The sequence below is a fragment of the Enterococcus malodoratus ATCC 43197 genome, from assembly GCF_000407185.1.
GTDB lineage: Bacteria > Bacillota > Bacilli > Lactobacillales > Enterococcaceae > Enterococcus_A > Enterococcus_A malodoratus.
In genome coordinates this window covers 188,466-210,334 of record NZ_KE136483.1, presented here as the reverse complement: position 1 = coordinate 210,334, position 21,869 = coordinate 188,466, and the positions used below count along the sequence as shown (strand labels likewise).

Annotated in this window: 20 protein-coding genes; 3 read left to right on the top strand and 17 right to left on the bottom strand. The window is 37.7% G+C overall.

Annotated elements, in window-relative coordinates; translation table 11 throughout:
* Nucleotides 1–2: 2 nt before the first annotated feature.
* From I585_RS16440 to I585_RS16430, 3 genes are read right to left on the bottom strand one after another with little or no spacing between them, the layout of a single operon-like run.
* Nucleotides 3–779, bottom strand: coding sequence for a WxL domain-containing protein (locus I585_RS16440; protein WP_010740914.1), 777 nt, complete (start codon nucleotides 777–779; stop codon nucleotides 3–5).
* Nucleotides 780–796: 17 nt separating this feature from the next.
* Nucleotides 797–1,528 (bottom strand): WxL domain-containing protein, encoded by a 732-nt coding sequence (locus I585_RS16435; RefSeq protein WP_010740915.1) that lies wholly within the window; start codon nucleotides 1,526–1,528, stop codon nucleotides 797–799.
* Nucleotides 1,525–1,887: an LPXTG cell wall anchor domain-containing protein gene (locus I585_RS16430; RefSeq protein ID WP_010740916.1), complete on the bottom strand. Its 363-nt coding sequence runs from the start codon at nucleotides 1,885–1,887 to the stop codon at nucleotides 1,525–1,527. Before I585_RS16430 ends, I585_RS16435 begins: the two co-directional genes overlap by 4 nt.
* A gap of 342 nt (nucleotides 1,888–2,229) precedes the next feature.
* On the opposite strand from I585_RS16430, the gene I585_RS16425 reads away from it, so the two are divergent.
* Complete coding sequence (locus tag I585_RS16425; RefSeq protein WP_010740917.1) at nucleotides 2,230–3,723, top strand: helix-turn-helix domain-containing protein; 1,494 nt, start codon at nucleotides 2,230–2,232, stop codon at nucleotides 3,721–3,723.
* A gap of 51 nt (nucleotides 3,724–3,774) precedes the next feature.
* Here I585_RS16425 and I585_RS16420 read toward each other — a convergent pair whose 3' ends face one another.
* The gene (locus I585_RS16420; RefSeq protein WP_010740918.1) at nucleotides 3,775–4,680 is read right to left on the bottom strand and encodes a magnesium transporter CorA family protein; all 906 of its coding nucleotides are present in this window, start codon (nucleotides 4,678–4,680) and stop codon (nucleotides 3,775–3,777) included.
* 381 nt (nucleotides 4,681–5,061) lie between these two features.
* Between I585_RS16420 and I585_RS16415 the strand changes: the two genes are divergently transcribed.
* Entirely contained in the window at nucleotides 5,062–5,430 is a 369-nt protein-coding gene (locus I585_RS16415; protein WP_167545847.1) for a hypothetical protein, read from the top strand.
* Nucleotides 5,431–5,479: 49 nt separating this feature from the next.
* Entirely contained in the window at nucleotides 5,480–6,022 is a 543-nt protein-coding gene (locus tag I585_RS16410; protein ID WP_010740919.1) for a DUF2922 domain-containing protein, read from the top strand.
* 132 nt (nucleotides 6,023–6,154) lie between these two features.
* On the opposite strand, the gene I585_RS16405 is transcribed toward I585_RS16410, so the two are convergent.
* The 13 genes from I585_RS16405 to I585_RS16345 form a co-directional block, all read right to left on the bottom strand.
* The gene (locus tag I585_RS16405; RefSeq protein ID WP_034709348.1) at nucleotides 6,155–6,496 is read right to left on the bottom strand and encodes a hypothetical protein; all 342 of its coding nucleotides are present in this window, start codon (nucleotides 6,494–6,496) and stop codon (nucleotides 6,155–6,157) included.
* A gap of 25 nt (nucleotides 6,497–6,521) precedes the next feature.
* The gene (locus I585_RS16400) at nucleotides 6,522–7,121 is read right to left on the bottom strand and encodes an alpha/beta hydrolase (RefSeq protein ID WP_010740921.1); all 600 of its coding nucleotides are present in this window, start codon (nucleotides 7,119–7,121) and stop codon (nucleotides 6,522–6,524) included.
* A gap of 64 nt (nucleotides 7,122–7,185) precedes the next feature.
* Nucleotides 7,186–8,007 carry a class C sortase gene (locus tag I585_RS16395; RefSeq protein ID WP_010740922.1) on the bottom strand — a complete coding sequence of 274 codons (822 nt, stop codon included), beginning with the start codon at nucleotides 8,005–8,007 and terminating at the stop codon, nucleotides 7,186–7,188.
* Between the two features lie 57 nt (nucleotides 8,008–8,064).
* On the bottom strand, nucleotides 8,065–9,648 hold the full coding sequence (locus I585_RS16390) for a SpaH/EbpB family LPXTG-anchored major pilin (RefSeq protein ID WP_010740923.1): 1,584 nt from the start codon (nucleotides 9,646–9,648) through the stop codon (nucleotides 8,065–8,067).
* Nucleotides 9,638–13,666 (bottom strand): SpaA isopeptide-forming pilin-related protein, encoded by a 4,029-nt coding sequence (locus I585_RS16385; protein ID WP_010740924.1) that lies wholly within the window; start codon nucleotides 13,664–13,666, stop codon nucleotides 9,638–9,640. The genes I585_RS16390 and I585_RS16385 overlap by 11 nt, the downstream gene beginning before the upstream one ends.
* A 297-nt stretch (nucleotides 13,667–13,963) precedes the next feature.
* A complete protein-coding gene (locus tag I585_RS16380) occupies nucleotides 13,964–14,527 on the bottom strand; it encodes a VanZ family protein (RefSeq protein WP_010740925.1) in 564 nt (187 codons plus the stop codon).
* A 133-nt stretch (nucleotides 14,528–14,660) separates the two neighbouring features.
* Complete coding sequence (locus I585_RS23750) at nucleotides 14,661–14,846, bottom strand: LCP family protein (protein ID WP_010740926.1); 186 nt, start codon at nucleotides 14,844–14,846, stop codon at nucleotides 14,661–14,663.
* Between the two features lie 368 nt (nucleotides 14,847–15,214).
* Nucleotides 15,215–16,603 carry an oligosaccharide flippase family protein gene (locus tag I585_RS16370; RefSeq protein ID WP_010740927.1) on the bottom strand — a complete coding sequence of 463 codons (1,389 nt, stop codon included), beginning with the start codon at nucleotides 16,601–16,603 and terminating at the stop codon, nucleotides 15,215–15,217.
* 79 nt (nucleotides 16,604–16,682) lie between these two features.
* Nucleotides 16,683–17,651 (bottom strand): polysaccharide pyruvyl transferase family protein, encoded by a 969-nt coding sequence (locus I585_RS16365; protein ID WP_010740928.1) that lies wholly within the window; start codon nucleotides 17,649–17,651, stop codon nucleotides 16,683–16,685.
* Nucleotides 17,648–18,772 carry a glycosyltransferase gene (locus tag I585_RS16360; protein ID WP_010740929.1) on the bottom strand — a complete coding sequence of 375 codons (1,125 nt, stop codon included), beginning with the start codon at nucleotides 18,770–18,772 and terminating at the stop codon, nucleotides 17,648–17,650. Before I585_RS16360 ends, I585_RS16365 begins: the two co-directional genes overlap by 4 nt.
* 59 nt (nucleotides 18,773–18,831) lie before the next feature.
* Nucleotides 18,832–19,869 carry an EpsG family protein gene (locus tag I585_RS16355; RefSeq protein ID WP_157776595.1) on the bottom strand — a complete coding sequence of 346 codons (1,038 nt, stop codon included), beginning with the start codon at nucleotides 19,867–19,869 and terminating at the stop codon, nucleotides 18,832–18,834.
* 57 nt (nucleotides 19,870–19,926) lie between these two features.
* Nucleotides 19,927–20,898 (bottom strand): glycosyltransferase family 2 protein, encoded by a 972-nt coding sequence (locus I585_RS22745; RefSeq protein WP_010740931.1) that lies wholly within the window; start codon nucleotides 20,896–20,898, stop codon nucleotides 19,927–19,929.
* 12 nt (nucleotides 20,899–20,910) lie between these two features.
* Nucleotides 20,911–21,840 carry a glycosyltransferase family 2 protein gene (locus I585_RS16345; RefSeq protein WP_010740932.1) on the bottom strand — a complete coding sequence of 310 codons (930 nt, stop codon included), beginning with the start codon at nucleotides 21,838–21,840 and terminating at the stop codon, nucleotides 20,911–20,913.
* Nucleotides 21,841–21,869 lie beyond the last annotated feature (29 nt).

Sequence of the window (21,869 nt, the reverse complement as noted above, 5' to 3'; positions counted from 1 at the left end):
AGTTAGTTTCCTGGTACATCGGTCAGCGCCCAAAGCAGTTTTGTTTGGTACTTTACGGCATCTTTCGGGGTAGCGCCCGGAATGGACAATGACACTGCTTTGGTCACATTGGCCTTTTTCATGTCTCCATCTTCGGTCGGTTCTTCCATTTCTTCTACTGCTCCCCAAGAAGTAAGCCATAGCCCACTGCCCGTTCCTGCTTTTGCAGAAGTTACTACGACAGCATTCCCAGGAATAAGAACTAGGTTATCGGCAGCAATTGGCTTCGTATCACTTGATGAATTGCTAGTAACTGTTGGAGCCGATAATGAGATTTGTGCTCCGGTTAAAACATCATTTTTAGTCGAAGTAGCAGCCGTTAATTGTTCCGGCTGTTCCACAGTCAATGTCCAGCCTTCGTTGGTTCCTCGATTGTCTGAAATTTGAACATAGTTTGGACTGTCTTCATGGCCGGTTTGATATTTTTGTGCTCTCGCAAAATAGACTTGATCCTTATTTGAAATCCGATTTTTGCCAAAATCAAAGCTGGAGGCATAATCAATCGACAGCGGCCCTTGTGTGCCTGGATTGGGGCCATTCGGATCAGTTGGATCGATTGGCCGAACGGGATTTTCTGGATCAGGGTTTTCTGGGTCAACTGGATCAGTTGGATCTGACGAAGGAACAAATTCTATTTCGCTGCTAGAGTAGTATTCCTTCGCCTCTTCCGCAGCAGCCGCAGAAGAAAAACCAACCAATGTAACACCGACAACAAACGCCTCTACTAGTCTTTTTTTCATTTTTCTGCCCCTGACCCTTAATTATTGTCTGGTGTATTTGCCAAGGTCCACACTAATTTTGTTGAATATTGCTGCGCCAACTTCACTGATTCGCCGGGAACAGAAAGCTGAACAGCATCTTTATTCTCATCAGCCGTTGCCCCAAAACGATACACCCAAGTGCCGACTCCCGTTCCTGCTTTTGCATTTACAGCTAAAACATCACTTTGACCAGGGGTGAATACCACTTCAGAACTCACTGTCGTGGGTTTATATTTTTGATCGACAGACGAAGCCACTTGACCTTTCGTAAACTTCAATTGAGCTCCGACTAATTCTTCTCCTCCAGCCGTTTTGAACTGTTCAGGCTGAGCGATATTCATTTTCCACCCTTCTAACGTCCCTCTTCTGTCGGTTATTTGAACATAAGTCGGCTTTTTTGATCCGTCATTCATTTCATCTGAGGCAGCATAATAAATCTTATCTGCAGTCGAGATTTTTTGCGTACCAAACTTGAATTTTGAACCGTAATCGATCGACAACGCACCGCCTGTTCCTGGTCCGGGGGGGTCAGTAGGATCAACTGGATTTGTCGGATCTGGATTTTCCGGGTCAACCGGCGGCGTCACGCCTTCATCACCAGCTTCAAAAGTAATCGTTCCTTCTGTGTTGTAATCCTTAGGAAAAACTTCTGCAGCGGATGCTCCCGCTATACTCAGTGTCAGGCTCAATAATATTGCTGTCGTAGTTAAGGCAATTGCTTTTTTCATTCTAAAATTTCCTCTTTTCTTTTAGTATGTCGGACAAGATAAATGACTGTTCCACATAAGAGTAATCCTATGTATAGATACTCTGGTGCAGCGGCCTCTCCCGTTTTAGGTAAAAGTGCGTGTCCAGATGATGAAACGTTTTTTGCTTCCTTTGCTGGAGAAGTGTTTCCGTTACTCTTCCCATCTGAGACGGGTTCGTGCTCGACTTTTTCTTCACTGGTGTCATATTCATAGGTTCCATAAAAACTTGTTTGGCCATTTGTCTCAAACTTTTCCTCTTTTTCAGCGGCCGCAGCCGTCTTTCCACTTAAAGTCACTGTGAGCAATGCAACGAAAATGATTCTCGTAAGGTTCTTCATACGTATGCCTCCTTTATCACCTATTTAATTGCTGTTAATTTGGCTAATTGATCGAGTATCGAGAATACATGGCCGTCAAACAAAGACAAACATGAATCAGGATCAAGGATTTTGACGAATTTTCCCATTTTAAAACAACACCTATTTTTTTTCGTATTGCAAAAAAGGTATGTTTCACTGAACCAGCAAAATTCGAATAAAACTTAGGATATATCCAAGACTTACTGTTTTATAAATGTTTATCATGTGTGCTATAGTATCAATGGCACTCCCCCTATTTCAAATACAATTCATGTACATGACTATACACAAACTGTAAAAATAACAGAGGTGACAACAAAGATGATCAAAAACGTAATTCTGCGAAAATTGAATCTGCTCTTTTACATCATTCGAAAGGAACAAACTTCCTTAGCAGAACTTTCTGAACGGCTGGAGATTCCAAAACGCACGGTCAAAGAGGATCTGAAAAGAATTAATGAATTGATGGAGGACGAGTTCCTGCTGACTAACTTTCTTGTTTCCAGCCGCCATGGGGTAATCTCGATTCATCCTGAATACCAGCAAGACGCCGTTAAGAATGCCTATGCGCTGAAACTTTCCCTACTGAAGAGCCAAGTGATTTTCAATTTCTGTGTCCTTTTGATCACCAAAGTCACCATTAGTAAAGATGACCTTTTGAATACCTTATTCATCTCTGAGGCCTATCTTGCAAAACTTACTGTCCAACTAAGCGGGTTTCTCAAACGCTATAAAATCAAGATCCTCATCGACAACGATCACTACTCACTTACCGGAAACGAACTGGAGCTGCGGCTCTTTTCATATAACCTGCTGCAGGATAGTTATCAAAGTCTCGAATGGCCGTATAAAGATGTCACCAAAGCCCAAATTAGAGAAAACATTCCCGAGGAAATCATCAAGTTTTCCCATACGATCTCAAATACGAAACGCAACTCACTCTATCTGCTGCATCAACTGCTGCGATCACGTTATGAGCATCAGCGTTTTTTAAACTTGAAGAGTGATCCTGCGATAGAAGAAGTGATTGAATTGATGGTGTCTCATTATGACGGAGCTTATGTATTGCACGCTGGTGGCTATGGGGAAATTCCCGAAGCTTACTATCGGCAAGAGCTGTTATACTTCAATTTTGTCCAGCACATTTTTACCTCTGATTCGATTCCATATCGGGAAAAGGTCGAGTTAGGGAGATTGTACAGTCAATCTGATACCTATTTTTGCCGTTTTTCCAATGAGCTTTTTCAGGCCTTTTTGTCTGTTTCAAAGTATCCAATCTCAGAAGATAGCGCCCATCTCTATCGGTATTATTTAGTCTTGTTCAATACGCTGTTCGCCTTACTTGGAGACCGTTTTGAAACATTTCTTGATCTTTATATTCCTAGATCGGCCTTTCATTTAGACACTACCAATGACTATATTTCCTCCATTCGTCAAAAGATGAAAAGCCTGATCGATGATCCGCGCCAAGCTGCTTACGCCAGCAGTCTGCTTTACGCCCTGTCTACTTCTGAAAAACAGACAAAAATCAAACTCTACTTACAGATGAATAAAGATTTTATCGCTACTTATGTTATAAAAAATCGCTTAAAAGCCCTCTTTAATTCGGAAAATATCTTTGTCACGGATGATTATTCAGCAGCGGATATCGTGGTGACAGATTCGCTGGAAGAATCAACAACTGAGGATATACTGATCTTTTACTTTGATTCATTGAACAATGACGAGGCTTGGGAGCATTTACTGAACTTAATCCGCAAATTGTATATGAAAAAATGCTCAAAGCCACTCCTCAATGAAACCGCAAAAAGCTAGGAAGACCAATGGTCTCCCTAGCTTTGTTTTTATATAAAGTTTTTCTCCAGCCTATTTCATCAATCTTCGCAATACATAAGACAAGCCGAACCATAAAAGCAGGCTGATCACGATTGTGATGATCCAACCAGAAGCATTGTGTTCCAGCGGCAACGGCACGTTCATTCCAAAAAAACCAGAAACAATCGTAGGAATCGTCAGTAAAACAGACAATACCGTTAGAACCCGCATCGTATCATTCAGATTATTGTTCAAGACATTATTGTATGTTCCTGACAACTGCTGCAAAATCTGCGAAGACAGTTGCGTCATTTCAACTAATTGCTGAGCTTCGATCAATACATCATCCAAGCTTTCCTTCTCCTGATCGCTCAATCGGCGATAAATGCCGTGACTCTTGATCTGCTGCACCAATAATACATTTTGCCGAGAAGCCGTGACGAAATAAACGATCCCGGTCTCTAAATCCGACAATAGTAATAAATTCTGCTTCGTAGTCTTATCTTTCAGCAAGTTGCTGATCCGCTTGCGATCGCGATCCATTCCTTCAACAAAGGGAAAATACTGATCTGAAATAATGAAGAGACTGCCAAATAGCAGCTCAAACAACGTGCTGTTGGGATTTTTCTCTAAATAATTTTTGATCTCAAAATACAAATATTTACTCTGCTGATTCGTTACCGTAATCAATGTCCGATTCACGACGATGAAGGTCATCGGCACTGTTTCATAATGGTTATCGATCTTGCGGCGATTCGGTGCGTTGAAGATCAGCAGCAATACATCCGTCACCTTATCGTAATCTAAATGAGCCCGTTCATTACGGTCCAACGAGTAATCGACGAATTCGCTGTCGATCCCATAATCACGATATAGATTTTTCAATTCGTCTTCATTTTCTGCATCGATATTGATCCAGCTGTTCATCTTATTATTGAAAACTTCTTTTGTATACATAAGCCTATCTCCTAGCTGTATTACGTCCGTTAGCATTCTATCACATAACGTGTGTAATGTACCATTAGAGTCCTTTTACTGCGATTAGATGTTCTCGCTCTGTCCTTCATTCAATCTATTTTTTTCGATTAGACATCAAATCAAAAAACTTTTATTGTACTTCTTTACGACACTTCAAGTCAAAGACCAACTTCGATTTTGACTGTCCAACTTCGAACGTCTAAAACGATAACTCAACGTTTCCAAGCCCTAAATGTTCGAAATTGAACGGTTGAGATCGAAATTGCGGTTCGCTTTATTTTTTGAAATCCGCTATCTTTTAGTCATCGGCCGGAACAAAGAAAATGAACACGGAGGTAATAATCCATGAATGAATAGCTTTTGACGAATCGACAATTGTTCAATCTAAAACCAAAAACACTGGAAAATCGCATCACTCAATTTTATCAACGGACACAAAATAGCAGCTTAACGATCAAATATGTTTTAGCATTACGCGTAAGATACCAACTTGGGGCGGAAGAATTCGCCGATATTTTAAGGGATCTTGTCCGAGATATCTTCATGAACACCAAGGCGACCCGCACCATGAAACGCTTCTTCTATTATTTTCAGGATTACTTTATGGCCCCGGAATGGCGCTCTTTACGCTTAAGATTATTCACCATAAGAAGCTTTGGCGAAAAGGTTTTATCCGTTTTCCATTCCTTATTTTCTGTCGCCCGTCCTGATGAAAACAACGAACCTTGATAGATAACTTATTATTCTTGTAGAAAAAAACGAAAGGGACCGTAAAAAAATGAAAAATGATTTAGTCGCGACATTTAAGAATGAACTTGGTTACGAGCACGACTGGACCTACAAGGGCGTGAATGCCGATCTGCCTGCAGATGCAATCAAAGACGCGTGCCAACTTTTGACCAGCTTAGATATTTTTGAACAGAATGGTGTAAAACAATTCGCTTCCGTTGTTACCGCAAAGATCGTAACAACCACCGAAACAGAAATTTTTGATGTAAAAAACGATCCAAGTGACGAATACAAACAGTTGCCTAAAGAAACCAAAGAAATAAAAACAGCTAATCCTAGTCTATTAATGAAACACCTAGAACAATCTGTGGCAACAAAGGAAAACAATTCTGCTATTTTCCCTACCATAATCCTGCCAGCTTCACAACTTGCTAAAATTCCTGCTGAACCAAAGAATAATTTGGTGACTAGCAGTTCAGATAAAATGCCACGACCTCAGTCTCAGCCAGCACAAAGAAATGGGCGTGGATTTAAACGAACACTCGCCCGACTCTTGGGAAAGAAAGGTAAAAACAAGGACGATCCTTATTGAATGATGTATCAAAGCGTTAATTCTGCCCTTCTCTAAAAGTGGACCAACCTCTCAATCCGGAAGGGAGGTGATTCACTATTCCAATCAAAATATGAGCACAAAAAAAGAGCTGAAAGATTTCTCTTCCACCTCTTATTTCTGGTTATCTACATGCATGAAGCCCCAGTTGGTCGGCATATAATAGCCATTCACTGTCATGTCCTTCAAATCACTGGAGACTAGCTGTCCTGTGATGTAATATATTCGTTTTGCCTTACGCTCAGCATCGCCAAGCTTTGCCAGTAAACCGTTCAGGTCATATTCTGGCATCAGATAATAATGAAAATTGAAGCCCTTCAAACGTTCATGAGTAATCGCGCCTTCAAAGGTCAATAATTTTTGTAATTCGTCATCATTGAACGATAAGTCTGTCAGCTTCAAGGTCAAGCCTTTGTAATCAAATGAGTCTGTCATCATGCCACCCCTTCGACTCATTTTACCACATCCGAAAATACTGTCACTACCCTTTCAACCACTCGCGGGCACTTTGAACTTCATCCATGGTCAATTGGTGACCGTAATTGGTTTCGACTACTGTGACTTCTCCACTGCGATCGCGAAAGGCCGCGACTAATTCCGCAAAAGAGTCATCGCTGACGATCGGATCTTTCGCCCCGCCGTAAGAAACCCAAATTCTTTTATCTGATAAATTAAATGATTGAGTATGAACTTCTAGCGACATTGGATGGAAAAAGATTCCTTCAGCTAATGCCGTTTCACGCTCCAACAACATATGCGCCGCGATATTGGCTCCGTTTGAGTAGCCAACCAAGATCCAATCTTCTAACGCAATCGCTTTTTCTGCGCTGATTTCATTAATTGCTTCCAGCAAATGATCGGTTTCTTTTTCTAAACTTTCAAAATCAAATTGATTCAAGCCGTTCCGTTTAAAGAAACGATTCATTCCCTCTTCTTCGATCGTGCCGCGAAAAGACAGGATCGTACTATCTGCATCCAAAAATTTCGCCAATTCTATTAAAGACGTTTCATCGCCGCCTGTCCCATGCAGCAAGATAAATTTCTTTCCATTCGGTTTTCCTGCTTGATAAAGATATTCCATCTTCACGCACCTCACTTACTAATTGTAAGTTAACATGAATAGTGTCTAAGGACAAATTTTTTGTTTAGGATGCTTTTTCTTTTTGTTTATTCCGCCAATAATTAAATAGGATCAACAGCAGCATGGTCCCGCTAGTAATCAGTACCGCTTTTAGCATTAGATGATTTTCTTTTGTCATGCGTTTCTTCTTCACTGTTTTCTCCGGTTGATAAGGGACTCGTTTTCCCCGTACTAACAAGCGATGTGAGTTGACTCCATAAGGCGTACAAGTCAATAATGTTGCGTAGTCTTTCCCTTTGACCGCCTTCAAGCGCTCTGTCTGTTCCGGCTCGATCACAGAAATCTTGTCCACCTCATACGCCAGCGTCCGATCCAGCACATGAATATAGAAATGATCGCCCTTTTTTAATTCAGTCAAATCCGTAAATAATTTTGCTTGGGTTAAACCAGTATGGGAAGTCAGCACCGTGTGCGTACCCTCTCCTCCAATCGGCAAGGTCGAACCTTCCAAATGCCCCGCCGCTTTTCGCAAGACCTGATCCTTTGTCCCATGATAAATCGGCAAGTTCACCCCAATACTAGGAACCTCAATCTGCCCCATCGTCCCATCAACATTGAGGACACAATAATAATTATCCGGCATCACGATCCCCGAACCCGGCATAAACGGGTCGTGCGCCGGTTGTCCCAACAGGTTTTCATTATAAATCTGAGCGTGTTGAAAAAGCTCTGCGATTTGTTCAGGGGTAAGTTTATCTGCCGCTTTTTGGTAATTATCCATTACTTGCGTCGCGTTTTTCTGATTCAGGTAATTCCCGATAAAAGGGTAAGCAATGATCCCGATCCCCGAAATTAATAGCAGAACGATCAATATGATCCGTTTCATTGTTTGCCCCCTTTCTATGTATAGAAAAAGCCGAGGGCTGCTCGGCTTTAGCTTTATTTAGACCGTTTTCTTCTTTTTGTTCATCGTTAAAATGATCGCCAGCCCGATCAGGACAATCCCGAAAACAACTAGCAGCAAGGTACCAACTCCACCGGTGTTTGGCAGGGTGAAGCCTTTCTTATTGACGATATCTTTTACTACAACGTGATTTGTATCTTCATCATCAAAAGATGCTTTTACTGGATCTTGAAGCAGATTATATCCGCTTGGTGCTTTAGTTTCTTCGATGTAGTACACCATGGCTGATCCATCCGCCTTGTGTGTTTGTAACCCGGAGAAAGTAGCGAGTCCGTTGTCACCAGATTCAACTTCATAAAGGGAATACTCACCCGGAACTGTATCGCCATCCTTGAATGCCTTGATTTCATCAGAGGCATTTTTATAGATATAGTATTTGTCGCTGCCATCTAAATAATAAAGTTTAAATTCAGCACCACTTAGATTGTTGCCATCTTGATCCTTTTTCTTAATACTTACTTCACCCGTATTCACTTCAGTTGGCGGTGTTTTAATCTCTCCATCTGGAGTCGTGGTATTTTCATATTCAATCGTGGCTGTATTAGTAACCTCATTTTTCTCCACATCATTGATATTCTTGTTAACAGTCGTTTTAAAATCAATCCTGATTTTCACCGCATCTACATTAGCCGCTAGTTTAGCAATTCCCTCGGGGGTTAACGCAATAACTATTTTTTCTTTATCTGGGCCACTAGCAGGTGTATGGGTGACGCCAAAATCGGCTGGATTTGCCAACGTTTCAACAACGGTCGTTCCGTTCGCTTCGGTTCCAAATACTTCCACACTGTTTTCCACAAAATTCAATTTTTCATCCAATTCATCGACAATAGAGAAACGTTTGTAATCGCTAAAGTCCGTGGGGATATTTGCGGTTACAGACCATTTAACTTCATCCCCGACATTTACTGACGGTACCTCTGGTTTTTTCTCAGGATTTAATCCCTCATTTTTGGGATAGACATGCACATCAGTCAACCAGCTTTCGCCATCTTTCCCGGTCATAGGAACGGCAACAACAAATGGTTTCACCTTCGATGTAATATTCACATCCTTACCATCCACTTTCGGCGTGCCGTAGGTGAGGTTTTCTTCTACAAAATAGTAGCCCTTTGGCAGGTTTGAAAAGATCAGTTCGCCATTAGCATCCGTTACTTGGCTACCATTATTCACATTAGCACCTAAAGCATACGTATAAATTTTTGTACCGTCACTAACTTCGAGCTTGCCAGCAGCATTCTTTTTGTATGTCCAACCAGTGCCGCCTTGAGGAACTGCATGTTGCTCTTTTTCAGCAGCACTTGCTGGTACGCCATCGATCAGCTCTAACCCTCCAATCTTGTATACATCAAAACCAACACCGCTAACTGGCGGATTTGTAATATCAGATTGGACCGTTCCATCGTTTTCTTTCCCTGTCGGATAAGGATTTTCATCATCGACCCAATATTTATGAATGTGCAAATTTCCAGTATCTGGTGCAGCCGCGAACCCTGTCACAGCCCCTCCCAACGTTGTCGCTAACATCAATAGTACCGCTACTATCTTACTTAATTTATTTTTCATCTTCTTTCCCCTTCTCGTAAGTTGATTTATTTTTTCGATTCTGCAAAAGAATGACCACAGAGCCAAGCAATACAATGCCTAATACAACCAAGAACAATCTCATGTATCCGCCCGCTTTAGGTAACGTATTCTTTAGATAATTAGGTAAATAATAATTCCCATTGTCCACTCTAAAGGCGGGTGGCAGCGGATCGCCTCGCCCTCTGATGGTTTCGATCTCACCATAAAAATTCACTGTAACGATCCACGAACCCAACGGCAGCTGATACCCCGGATGTGTTTTCGTTTCCACCAGTAAATAATCCCCGCGCGTCAAATTCTCAAATGTTACTCGCCCCTTGTCTGAAGCATTCTCACTACTGATTTTCTCGATTGGATTGGCCATATCCCATTTGGTATCTGATGCTTCAGGATCTTCACTGCCGCTGCTTCCGGCCTCGCCATCTTTTGTTTTATAAAGAGAAAAGTGAACACCGCCTAATGGATTACGGTTCGCATCTTCTTTCGTGAAATAAATCGGTTTGGCTTTGTTGGTAAAATAAATATTGGTTCGATCATCGCTGATTGTGTGGCCGGGATCTTCGCCGTCCACAGCTGCATTTCCTGCTACGATCTTATACTTCACATCGAATATCTCGAATTGTTGGGTAGCTGTGTTCCAAGCCGTGTTAATCAACCAATAGCCCTCTGCTCGTTGATAGCCGCTGTAAGTTCCTGTTTCCCGAACAGCATACCAATCATAGTTTTTGTCTTCACCGCCGTTTAAACCAGTCTGCCCGATGGTCGCAAAGTATCCTTGATTATTTGTAGTGGTATTCGATGCTATTTTCGTCCATTGCCCCCAATTGTAGGGATAAGTCTCATAAAAATATCCACCAGAATTCCAACGATAGATATCGAATTGGACTTTTTGTTGATCGGTTGAAGGCATCGCCTCTTCTTGTTCATTGACTTTAAAGAGCGAAATATCTGGCTTCCTATTTTTTAAAATATAGCGATTGCCGTTTGCCTCACTAGGCAGCTCAAAATCTGGCTTATCGACTTCCGTTCCATTCGCCCAGCTTGGTGCAGAAAAAATAAGTTTTGTATTCATATTGACCACCCAATAGACCTCTCGATAAGTGGATAAATTAGCTGGCGGACTATTATATGGCAGGACATAATCTGGATAAGTAGCAACTTCAACAATTGCGTAATACTTCGTTAGATTGGTAATCTCAGGAATATGCATTCTTCCCAAAGCATCAGTAGCGATTGGCTCATCATTAATCTTTGTCCAGACGTCGGGTTTGGCATACGGGCCATTTCCAGGATTATAAGGGTTACTCCCAACTGGTGGGACAGCTGGTGGTTTTGGCTCCCAAATTCCATCCCACTCATAAACATCAAACGCGACTTTCATTTCTCGTCCTTGTTCATCCACTAGCTGATTGCCATTTGAATCCACCGAAGGCATCATTTCGCCGTCCATCCCTTGTTTATAAATGGTGAATGGTACTTCAGCCGCGACAGTGTAATAGAGCTGTAAGGTTAAGCTTCCATCTTCTGCTATAGTTCCAGTGATCTTGCCGTACGCGATTGACAAATCTTCGTCGTATTCGTAAGACTTCAGTAACTCCATCGATGGCTCGCCAACAACTGTTTGTCCCAGATAACCCGACTTTTCTTCTGACAGTTTCAGTTCAAAGTTTTCTTTCGCCGTGTTTCCTTCACTCTTTTGAACATAGTGCTCTACCGTATAATTTGCTTGAGGAAGCTTTTTATTCCATACAGTCACGGTTGGTCCTCTTGAGGTTGTAGAGGGAATGTCAAAGGAAGCCGACACTACAGCCGTGCCATTCCAATTGGGTGATTCTTCTTCATCGTAGCCGGCCGCGGCCTTCGTCTCGACAAAACGATACGTGCCATTTGTTAAACCCAGAACGCCAAAATCAACTTTCACTAATCCGTTGGCCGTCTTCTCTACAGTAATGCCGTTCTCTACTTCGAAATATTGGATACCGTCAGTTATAAAGGTTAACAATTCGCCGTTCTTTTTGACATCGGCCCAACTGGTTCCATTTTTAAGCTGCAACTTAAACTCTGCACCATTGATTGGAACATACGCGTCATTCTCATCACGTTCGACATCAAATTTTTGCAGCAAAGCCTGATTCGTATTCAAAGTGATGCTGCCGTAAGGGTTTTGCAGATTCGCAGTCGCACCATCTCGCTTCGGCATCGGTTCAGGTTCCTTACGATTCAAGGTCAGCGCACTATGAGTATAGATCGCCGATTCATTCCGAATAGCTCCTGATGGTGTATCTGGCGGATACCGAACAGTTAAAGAAATATTATATGCCGCAATTCTTCCGCCAATCACATTGGAATCTCCATACGTTATCGAATAGTAATTCTCCAACAGTTCGCGATCTTCTTCCGCATAATAGCCTCGTCGGATCGTATAATCCGCTGCTTTAGCGGCGAATTGCGTAATGTTGGTACTGACACCTGATTTAGGATTCACGATCGTTCTTCCTGTATAAGCTCCGTCTGTTAAATCGCTGATTTTTTCCGTTTCATTGTTGGTCTTATCCATCAATCCATAATGCATCATCACCGTGGAAACCCCAGAAGTTTCTTTGTATACGCCATATTGATAGGGTGCTGATTTAACTCGCGTTTTAAATTGGCCCTTCGTTTCACCAGCGCCTTGTGTCAAAAGGGTAAAACCCGTTCCCGTTTTTGGTTTTTGTATCTCACTATTTTCCGAACCAGAGCGATACGTCGGCCCATTCCCATAATCCGCTAAAACGTAGGATTGGAAAGCGGCTGTTGAAGAGGGATACACCCCTTCTTGTTTCGCATAATTCTCTTGTGTCAAACCAATCGGAATCGGGATATACCCCGCGATCGTCAACGAAGTCAGATCCGCACCCGCAGGCAGCACATCTTCTACATAACCACTGGCCTCACTTCCAGCGATTTGCACGGAATTATCCGTATAATTGGTTCCCCATGGAAGCCAGACATCACGCCCCGGCTTATCCGTATAAAACCCTTGATACTTATTTCCCGCGCCGCCGTTTACCGCGTAGTCTACTCGATCTCCGCCTAATTCAATATTGGCTGCCCCATTAAATTGAATACCCCACCTCAATGAATTGTTGGACGCAGCAGAGCCGAACTTAAAAGAGAAGCCGTTCGCAGCACTCAACGCAATTTCATTGAAGGTAATACTCTTTGTCAGGGCCCCTCCGCTCGCATCCTGACCAAAGGAGACATTTTGCACACTCGCTTTCGTGACATAGTTCATAAATCCTTGAAAGGTCAACGTAGAATCAAGCGTGTAAATAGGGGAAGTTCCAACCCCCTCTAAAAATTCAACGCGGATCACCTGTGTGTTCTCTGTGGCGGAATTTTCAATCTGATAGCGATAAATGTGCTCTCCATCATCAGTCGTAACCGTGCTCCATCCACTAGGCACCGCATACCAGTGCCCGCTATCACGGTTCTCATTTTGTGGAATAGTTAAGATAAAATAATCATTCGGAAGCAAGTTTCGACCTAATTTGTCGGCCGCGATTGTCCAATCGAAAGAAAAATTATAGGCCTGATTCGGTACAGCATGACTCTTCGAATCACCAGTCAACGATTCACGATTTCCGTTGTTATCACGGAATAGCTCCCAGTCCTCCACAACCACCGCATTCAAAATATTTTGAGTAGAAGCACGAGCCTCTTTAACGGTCGCTTCATTTTGAACAACATTTTCAGACTGCTTTGAACTCGACTCGCTGGTGGACTCAGGCTCTGTGCTCGCCACACTTGATTCATTACTGACAGCCGCTTCATCCAATTGTGAATCGATCGTCGGCAGCAAGTCATTCGTGTTCAGTGTTTCACTTAAGGGTTGAGAAGAAGAAGTTTCCTCGTTGGTTGTCCCTAATGAAAGAGTTGGAAACAAGAAGGATAAAAGAATACAGAAAACGACAAACAAACAAATCAGTTTCTCTTTATTCCATTTTTTAATCGTCATTGTTTGATAAGTCCTCCTTCCATTTATTCATTTCCTTCGTTTCTTTTGACAGAAAAAGAATTCACATTACAAAAAAAGCCATTTTATACCATTTAAAGAAAATTCATTAATTAAAATATGACTATTGTAATTTAATTTTACTATTATTTATTTAATAATTCAAACTTTTTTATAGATATTTGACAAATAGATATTAAAACAGAGCTATTTATCATTAAAATATTACTGATTATATAAAAATAACTTTTATAACAAAAAAAGACCGGAGAAAAATTCTCCAGTCTCACATTATGCACTTTATGCCATGCGTCTTTTTATTTGTGTACAAAGGAAATAGCCGATCATACAACCCGTAAAGTTTGTAATGACATCCCAAATATCAAAAGTCCCAATGTAAAAGACGTATTGGATCGTCTCAATCCCGATGATCGTGATCAACGCAATCACTGCCGCTTCAAGCTTTTTCGCCCGCAGCCCATACAAACAGCCCAATGGAATGAAATAGGCCGTATTCAAAAACAATTCGATGATCTGTTGGTCATTATTCAAATACAATTCAAAAGGATTCAAATTGAATGAATGATACGCCCGCGCTTTCGTAAAGAGCATGATAAACAATAATAGAAAGTAGCAGCTATAAAACAGATACAGATAAATATTCCATAACCGCTTCTGCTCCCACTGCCAATAAAACAGCCACAGACTCAAAAAGATAAATAACCACAACGCCTCATCCGTATATTCAAACCGCTGCGCCATCCGATCCAAGCGAGGATAATTCTGCAAAGTCGGCATGACCAAATAATAGACCATCCCATAGCTCAGCAGCAAAGAAACAATCCCTGCGATGATTCTCTTCATTCGATCCCCTCCCCGATATCCTTATAGCAAATAATTATAACGAAACATTGATGAGGGTTCATTAAAAAGGGTGGTTCGCTAGAAAAGCTTAAAGAAAACCCAGAGGTTGGGGGCCTCTGGGTTTGATTAAGACTTATTTCAGTTGGGCTTTCAATTCATCTTGAACCCGTTTTAACTCACTCGGATCAATCCGTTGATACGAGACACCATCCTGCATGAAGCCAGTGCCCTTCATTTGATCCGACTTGATATGACCAAATGCCGCTCGATAATCTCCCATCAAAGTGCGCATATCCGTAAAGGTTAGATCAGTCTTCACGTTCTTACCCACCGTCTTCAAAATCGATGAATAGTTCGTCAAACCCTTTGTACTCAAAACCTTCTTTGCCACACCAGTAATAATTTGCCGCTGTCGCCCCTGCTCGGTGCACCAAAGCGGACCCGTGTCTAATCCTAAAAGTAAAATGCCGAAGGGGTCTTATTCAGATAAACCCACCGTGCGCTTATCTGATTTATTTTCACGATCTACAGACTTATAGACATCGCTCACTGTGGATTTAACGTCATGATACATCAGCACCCCGACTATTACTAGGATAATTCCTGGTAATGTTAATAGATTTTTTTGGAGCGATTTGTTTTAGATCACAGTATCTATTTTACTTTGTGACTATTCATAAAATCAACTCATACTTTTTTTAATAGGTTGTTTACTATTTTTAAGATAACTTTACTATTGATAAAAATGCTAACAAACATTGCAATACTACTCAATATAAAAAAAGAAGTGCCAGAAAAGGAGAATAATATCCAATATTGAAAAAAGAAAACTAAATGATTCAATATTAAATCATTTAGTTTGACTTTAGTAGCAACAATTTTTCTTGTGTTTATCCATCTAATAATCCAAATTATTAAAAAACTTAGTGTGGAACTTAAGGCAGCACCGTTGAGTCCGAATTTTCGAATCAGAACAGAATTTAAGAGTATGTTGCAAAAAGCACCCATTAAGGTCGTAAAAAAAATACCATTTGTCCTTTTTGCTGCTATATAATACTGACCAAAAAAGCTTGAAAAACTTGAATATAGAACTGTAAGTAGAAGCAAAGGAACATACTTCCATGCTGAATAAAATTGGTCAGAAACTAATATGGTCATTATTGGTTTTAGAATATACATTATTCCGCTAACACCTAAAAATAAAAAATTTAGGTATACAGAAAAAACTTTTGAATAATATAGTTCTTTATCACTAGAGTTAAACTCTTCTATTGCTGATAATTGCCATGATTGAAAAAAAATAGAGTTTAATACTGAGAGTAAAGTCGGAATTTTATTGGCCACTGCATATATTCCGTTAGCAGTAGTTCCAATAATATAAAGAATAAAATAGCGATTAATTGCATTCGTAGCAAACCACGCTACAGAATTCGGAATCAAAGGAATACTATACTTAAACATTTCTCTAAGTGTAGAAAAATTAAAGTATTTATAATCATACTCCTTTATCAAATTGCATTTAATAACTAAAAAAACACTTGAACAAACTAAACCAATTATTATTGATAATAAATATCCCGTAATACCTAAATTCATAGGAACCAACATGATAATATTACAAATTGCAGTTATAAAACTAAGTAGAATACCATTAATCGCAAAATCTCTAACCTTTCCAATCGCTTTAATATATTGAGAAAACAATGATTGATAAGACTGTAAAATCAAAATTATTGCAACATATAAACTGTAACTTGTTCCAAAAAAAAATAATAAAACGCTTATTACGATAGCAAACAAACTCGAAATATTTGAAATTATGCAACCTATGGTAAAAATTTCTTTATTATTCGAATCATCATCCATAACAAATCGTAAAACTGCATCAAAAATATTTAAAGAAACTATTGGTAACAACATAGAAACCGTTGTTTGAACAAGATCGCTTGTTCCATAATCAGATGTTGTCAACTTATATGTATATAGTGGCAACATAAAAAAGGTGATTAATTTACTGCCTAAATTACCAATTGCAAATGCTATAGAATTATTAAATAGCTTTTTATATTTATCCATATAAGTTCTTCCATTTCATAATAGATGCTACCTACCTATTTTACTTCCATAATTATTGTAGTTATACTCTACCTAATTACTAAGGCTTAAATTGGTTTCTCCACTTCTCTATTTCATTTTTAGCTAACTCGACACTTGTTTCCAAACTAGAATTAATAATGTTCTTCAATTCTGACATATGTTCTCGTTCTAAAATATTCAAATTGAAATCTTTTCCCATTTCTCTCGCTCTATTATCTATACTAATTATTAACGTTCGTTTGTTTTTCTGCATAGCTCTAATTCCAGCGTGCAATCGAGTTCCAATAAAATCAACCTCATTATTATTTAAAAATTCATCGTACGAACTCAATCTGGGTGGTATTAGTGATATTTTCTGAGTTATTTCTAAAGGTAGACTACAAAAATATTTATAATCCTCTGAACCCTGAACCCAAAGAAAAACTTCCTCATATTCACTTATCAACGTTCTCAACATAAGAAAATCTTTTTCATAATCCATTAGATAGTCTGTGATAGTAGTCACTACTTTACTACTCTTGTTTCTTGGAATTTTCTGACATTTTTCTGGTGTTAACTGCCACAAGGTTGGGCAACCGGTATTAACAACATTTTTAATACCTATATCTGTCAGTTTCTTTAAAGACATTGAATCTCTAACAGAATGAACAGCCTCTTTACTCAGAATTTTTTTGTAAAATTTTTTGGCATTCGGTTTTACCTCCTTGTTTTTACTTCCCCATCCTGTACCAATCAGTATTACATCATGCATATATTTAGAGTTCCAATAACCAACACAGAACTGGTTTCTCCACGAGACTAAATTGAATTGTGATGACAAAATATTAGTTCCGCCAATTATTGAAAAATCTGATTCCTTCAAAAAATTATTGTATTTCCGGTTAAATCCTGCATGAGTAGATAAATCCAATAAAAATGTATTTTTATCTATAACACTATTAATTTCTCTATTCACAGACTCCATAATTATTTGATCACCTAAATTTTCTGAGGATACTGCCGTGTTAAATATGACCACTGATTTCATTTATTTACCTCTTCAAATAGATTTTCGAAATTTGTAATACTAACTCTTTTTCTTATTTTTTCTGCGCCATCAGGCATTCTTTCTTTCAATTCGTGGTATAAGGACTCGTTAGAAATAATTAATTCAATTTTCTCCTCCAAATCAAAAGAATTATTCTTTGAAATGATTCCATACTCATCTTCTCCCAGTTGCTCCCTAACCCCGGAACAATCTGTTGATACAACTGGTGTCTCTAGTAAAATAGATTCCGAAATAACCGTGCTGTACCCCTCTTTTCGAGAACTACAAACAAACAAATCAGCATTTTTTATGTACTTATACGGGTTTTCCGTATATTCTTCCAAAAACACTGTGTCCTCTAATTTTAATTGCAAAATCAGTTTTTCAAATTTTTTTCTATCCTCTCCATTTCCAAAAATATACATTCTAAACGGCGTTTTAATATTACTCTTTAAATTACTTATTATAGGTATTAGTCTATCGTAACCTTTTTGTTCTATAAACCTCCCAATTGATATTAAATTGAAATAGTTCGAATCAAAATAATTAAGTTTTTCGTTAGACTTTTCTAGAATATTATCAATATCCATAAAATTGTATATTATTTTTACTTTGTTTTGAGAAATTTCTGGGACATTAGCCAAAAAAGACTTTCTAACACTATTCGCAACACAAATAGTAGCGTCATATCTTTTATAACAATTAATCAACTCTTTTTTATTCCTATAAACTTTACATTGATTAGAAAAATCATCAAAAGAGATATGAACCCAATTCAATAATTTACACCTTTTCTGCTCACATCCACTAACTATTCTAGTTGTAACTCCTTCAAAAAAAGAGACAATAATATCATATTCTCCCTTAATTAATCCTTTAAATAGTAACTTTGGAGAAATCAATTTAGTAATAACTCTAAATCCTGTAATTTTCTTTTTAAAAACATAAGAGACTTTTACCTCTGAGTTTATCTCTTTAATATTCACTCCTTGATAGAAAAGGAGTTTAACTTCTACGTCAAAATTTTTCAGGTCGATATTATTTAATATATTAACTAATAATTTTTCGGCTCCACCACCCGATAAATCGTAAATAAAAAATAGTAATCTTTGTTTTTTCATTATATTACTCCAATTCAAAGGATTAATTATACGTAATTATTTCATATCTAATACTTAATTTATATCCCTGTCTTATAAGGAATTATTCCTCCGTAATTAGAATACAATTGCATTAAAAAAGGAATTAATAGCATAACGAAAAATATAATGTATGCTATCCTAAGAATAGATGTATACTTTTTATAATCACCTACTACAACATCCTTAAGTTCTCTATAAAACAAGGGGAAATATAAAATAATTGTTATTTCAAAATACTGTTGTGCCCTAATTATTAAAGAATCTTTTGCAAAAATTATCCCCATAACCACAGATATAATAATGACTGCTTGAAAAAAATAAACGGACTGTGAAAAATTATTTTTCAATTGCAAAGAAAAGAAAATACAGATGAATAGTATTCCAGTTAAGAATAGAGTCAAATATATTCTATTTCCTTCATTTTGATAAATCATAGCATTTTCATATATAGAATAGCCTCTAACAAATGTAGAAAATATTCCCATCAGCAGTGAGGAACCCCTGCCAATAAGTATAGTCATAACAACCAATAAAGCATACTTGAAATAGTTCCACCTAACTTTATATAGAATTGGAAAAATAAAAGCTGTTACTGCCGTTGAGTGTATGAGAAATGCACATAATACTAGTAGGAAGTACTTCAGATACTTTTTCTTAATAAGATAATAGATAGAGCAAAAGCACAGTGAAACAGCAAACATTTGTCTCGTTATATTCATTGTAGAGATGAAGTAATACAAAATATAGTATAGATATCCAGCTTGATAAATTAGGTCACTACACACTCTATATATTGTAACTAAAAATAAAAAATTCGTTAAAAATGCAATCAAAAGAAGGAAAATTTGATAATTTCCATTTGGAAATGTTCCTATGAGCTTCATTAAAAGCTCGTAGCCAACAAATCTACTATTCTGAATAATATGCTCTACAGATGACAGTGACGTACTTGAAAAAATCGTATTATAGTTGAATGTATCCGTTCCTACTGAAACAGCTCTAAAACCTGAAATTATAGTAAAATGGGTAACTAAAAAAAAGAGAATTAGTGCATTTCTATTTTTGAATTTTGTCATCTTGATACTTGTAGAATAAAACATCATTACAAATAGATTGACTATATAAAAAGTCATTTAAACTTTAACACCACTCTTTTTTAGTAAATTATTGATTATATTGGATCCTTTAATAAACCCAAATGAACTCCAAAGAATATTGGCAAAACAATATTTTTTACTTTTTCTTTTTGAATAATCCAAAATACTCTGATTTCTTTTTACATAATTTATACAAGTTAACCGATCGTCTTCTAGAGGTATCTTTGGAAAATCTAAAATTGTATTACAGAACTTAAAAGAGAAGAACTCTTGAATAATCCTACTTTTACTTTGGAAAAACAGATCAGAAAATGTTTCTAAGCGTCCCATTACAGAGTCCAACTTAACTTTATTCATTATTGAATCTGGTCTTACCATTAAATAGTTCACAAAAGAATGATTTGTGATCAAATAACTTTCAATATGTTTAATATATCTGAAGAAGAAATCACAATCCTCTGCACCTATTAGTCCTTTTTTAAATAGTATCTCATTTTTTTTTAGTACTTCAGCTTTGTAAACACTCTGATAAGCCGCCCAAGGTATTATTTCATATTCAACAACAAAAGTTTCTAGTATTTTTTCAAAGCCTTTTTTATTGTCAAAAACTGAAACAGGGAAATCTTTCTTTTCTATACCATTTTTCGTTATCCTGCTCTGGTTTCCAATTATAATATCGTGATTTAAAAGTAATTTATCACAAACATTTAGTGTATCAACTCCAAGAGTGTCATCACCATCTAAAAAAATTATATACTCTCCTTTCGAAGCCATGATACCAGCATTTCTTGCATCAGATAACCCACCGTTTTCTTTATGTATTACTTTTGTATGATGAAATCTCAAACTGTATTTGTCACATATATCTCCTGAATTATCTGTGGAGCCATCATCAATTAATAGTACTTCAAATCTTTTAGTATCGAATTCTTGTCCTACAACACTTTCAATGCACTCAACTAAATAGTTTTCTACATTATAAATTGGTATTATCACACTAAATTTCATAGTTCTCCTTACTCAGTAAATATTCATTAGTATCTCAAATTTATTTTTAATATCGAATAACCGAACCCCACTGTTCATGTCTTTATTGAAAATTAAAAATAATCTATTTACAAAGTTTTCATCATATTTAGAAATCTGTTCTAGAAGAGTCAGACTCTCTGATTTAATTTCTTTTGTCTTAAGAAACCCTAACATTATTCTTGCTGTTTCTTGCATCAACTTCTTTTTATAGTCATTTTTAAACTGATCTATAAGTTCTTTCTTTAGTCTCTTTTTTATTCCTTGATTTGTCCCAGTAACATTATATTCATGTTGCCTATACAAAATAAATGAATTCTCATCATAATAAATCCCACCATTAGTAGCTAAACACAACTTATATATGATCGCATCATGCTCAACCATTTTTGAAAATCCATCAATAGGATACAGCCTACACAAATTAAACAAATTTCTATTAAAAACATATGTACACCCTGCTGTACGATTTCTTACAAATGCACTGCCTAAAGATATTTTCATATTAGCGAAATTTTTTTCCTTAATAAAAATCAATTCATTATCCACCACTTGAAGATTGGAAAAATACAATTTTCGTTCTTCACTCATATCTTCTAATTTCTCAATTGCTTGATTAAGTTTTTCTGGTAGCCAATAGTCATCTTGATCTGAAAAAGCATAGTAATCGAAATTTTGCGGAACACTTTTTACTAGTTCAAAGAAACTCTTTCCATAACCTAAATTTTCACCTTGATAAATTCTTTCTATATGAGGACTTCCAATTTTTTTTATTATGCTTACTGTATGATCTTTTGAGCCATCGTCTCTTATAAATAAAGTCACTGCTACTTTTTCTTGTGCCAATATTGAGGCAATTTGTTCCTCTACAAAATCTTCTCCATTATAAGTTGACATTAATACTGCTACTTTTTTCCCCTTCATTTCTTTACATCACCTTCTTCATCAGCATT

Excerpts from the sequence above, each read along its gene's own strand:
- I585_RS16435 (WP_010740915.1), bottom strand. The coding sequence starts at position 1,528 with ATGAAAAAAGCAATTGCCTTAACTACGACAGCAATATTATTGAGCCTG.
- I585_RS16430 (WP_010740916.1), bottom strand. The coding sequence starts at position 1,887 with ATGAAGAACCTTACGAGAATCATTTTCGTTGCATTGCTCACAGTGACT.
- I585_RS16395 (WP_010740922.1), bottom strand. The coding sequence starts at position 8,007 with ATGAAACGGATCATATTGATCGTTCTGCTATTAATTTCGGGGATCGGG.
- I585_RS16365 (WP_010740928.1), bottom strand. The coding sequence starts at position 17,651 with ATGAAATCAGTGGTCATATTTAACACGGCAGTATCCTCAGAAAATTTA.
- I585_RS16390 (WP_010740923.1), bottom strand. The coding sequence starts at position 9,648 with ATGAAAAATAAATTAAGTAAGATAGTAGCGGTACTATTGATGTTAGCG.
- I585_RS16370 (WP_010740927.1), bottom strand. The coding sequence starts at position 16,603 with ATGGATAAATATAAAAAGCTATTTAATAATTCTATAGCATTTGCAATT.
- I585_RS16380 (WP_010740925.1), bottom strand. The coding sequence starts at position 14,527 with ATGAAGAGAATCATCGCAGGGATTGTTTCTTTGCTGCTGAGCTATGGG.
- I585_RS16400 (WP_010740921.1), bottom strand. The coding sequence starts at position 7,121 with ATGGAATATCTTTATCAAGCAGGAAAACCGAATGGAAAGAAATTTATC.
- I585_RS16405 (WP_034709348.1), bottom strand. The coding sequence starts at position 6,496 with ATGAGTCGAAGGGGTGGCATGATGACAGACTCATTTGATTACAAAGGC.
- I585_RS16345 (WP_010740932.1), bottom strand. The coding sequence starts at position 21,840 with ATGAAGGGGAAAAAAGTAGCAGTATTAATGTCAACTTATAATGGAGAA.
- I585_RS22745 (WP_010740931.1), bottom strand. The coding sequence starts at position 20,898 with ATGAAATTTAGTGTGATAATACCAATTTATAATGTAGAAAACTATTTA.
- I585_RS16385 (WP_010740924.1), bottom strand. The coding sequence starts at position 13,666 with ATGACGATTAAAAAATGGAATAAAGAGAAACTGATTTGTTTGTTTGTC.
- I585_RS16440 (WP_010740914.1), bottom strand. The coding sequence starts at position 779 with ATGAAAAAAAGACTAGTAGAGGCGTTTGTTGTCGGTGTTACATTGGTT.
- I585_RS16420 (WP_010740918.1), bottom strand. The coding sequence starts at position 4,680 with ATGTATACAAAAGAAGTTTTCAATAATAAGATGAACAGCTGGATCAAT.
- I585_RS16360 (WP_010740929.1), bottom strand. The coding sequence starts at position 18,772 with ATGAAAAAACAAAGATTACTATTTTTTATTTACGATTTATCGGGTGGT.
- I585_RS16425 (WP_010740917.1), top strand. The coding sequence starts at position 2,230 with ATGATCAAAAACGTAATTCTGCGAAAATTGAATCTGCTCTTTTACATC.
- I585_RS16355 (WP_157776595.1), bottom strand. The coding sequence starts at position 19,869 with ATGACAAAATTCAAAAATAGAAATGCACTAATTCTCTTTTTTTTAGTT.
- I585_RS16410 (WP_010740919.1), top strand. The coding sequence starts at position 5,480 with ATGAAAAATGATTTAGTCGCGACATTTAAGAATGAACTTGGTTACGAG.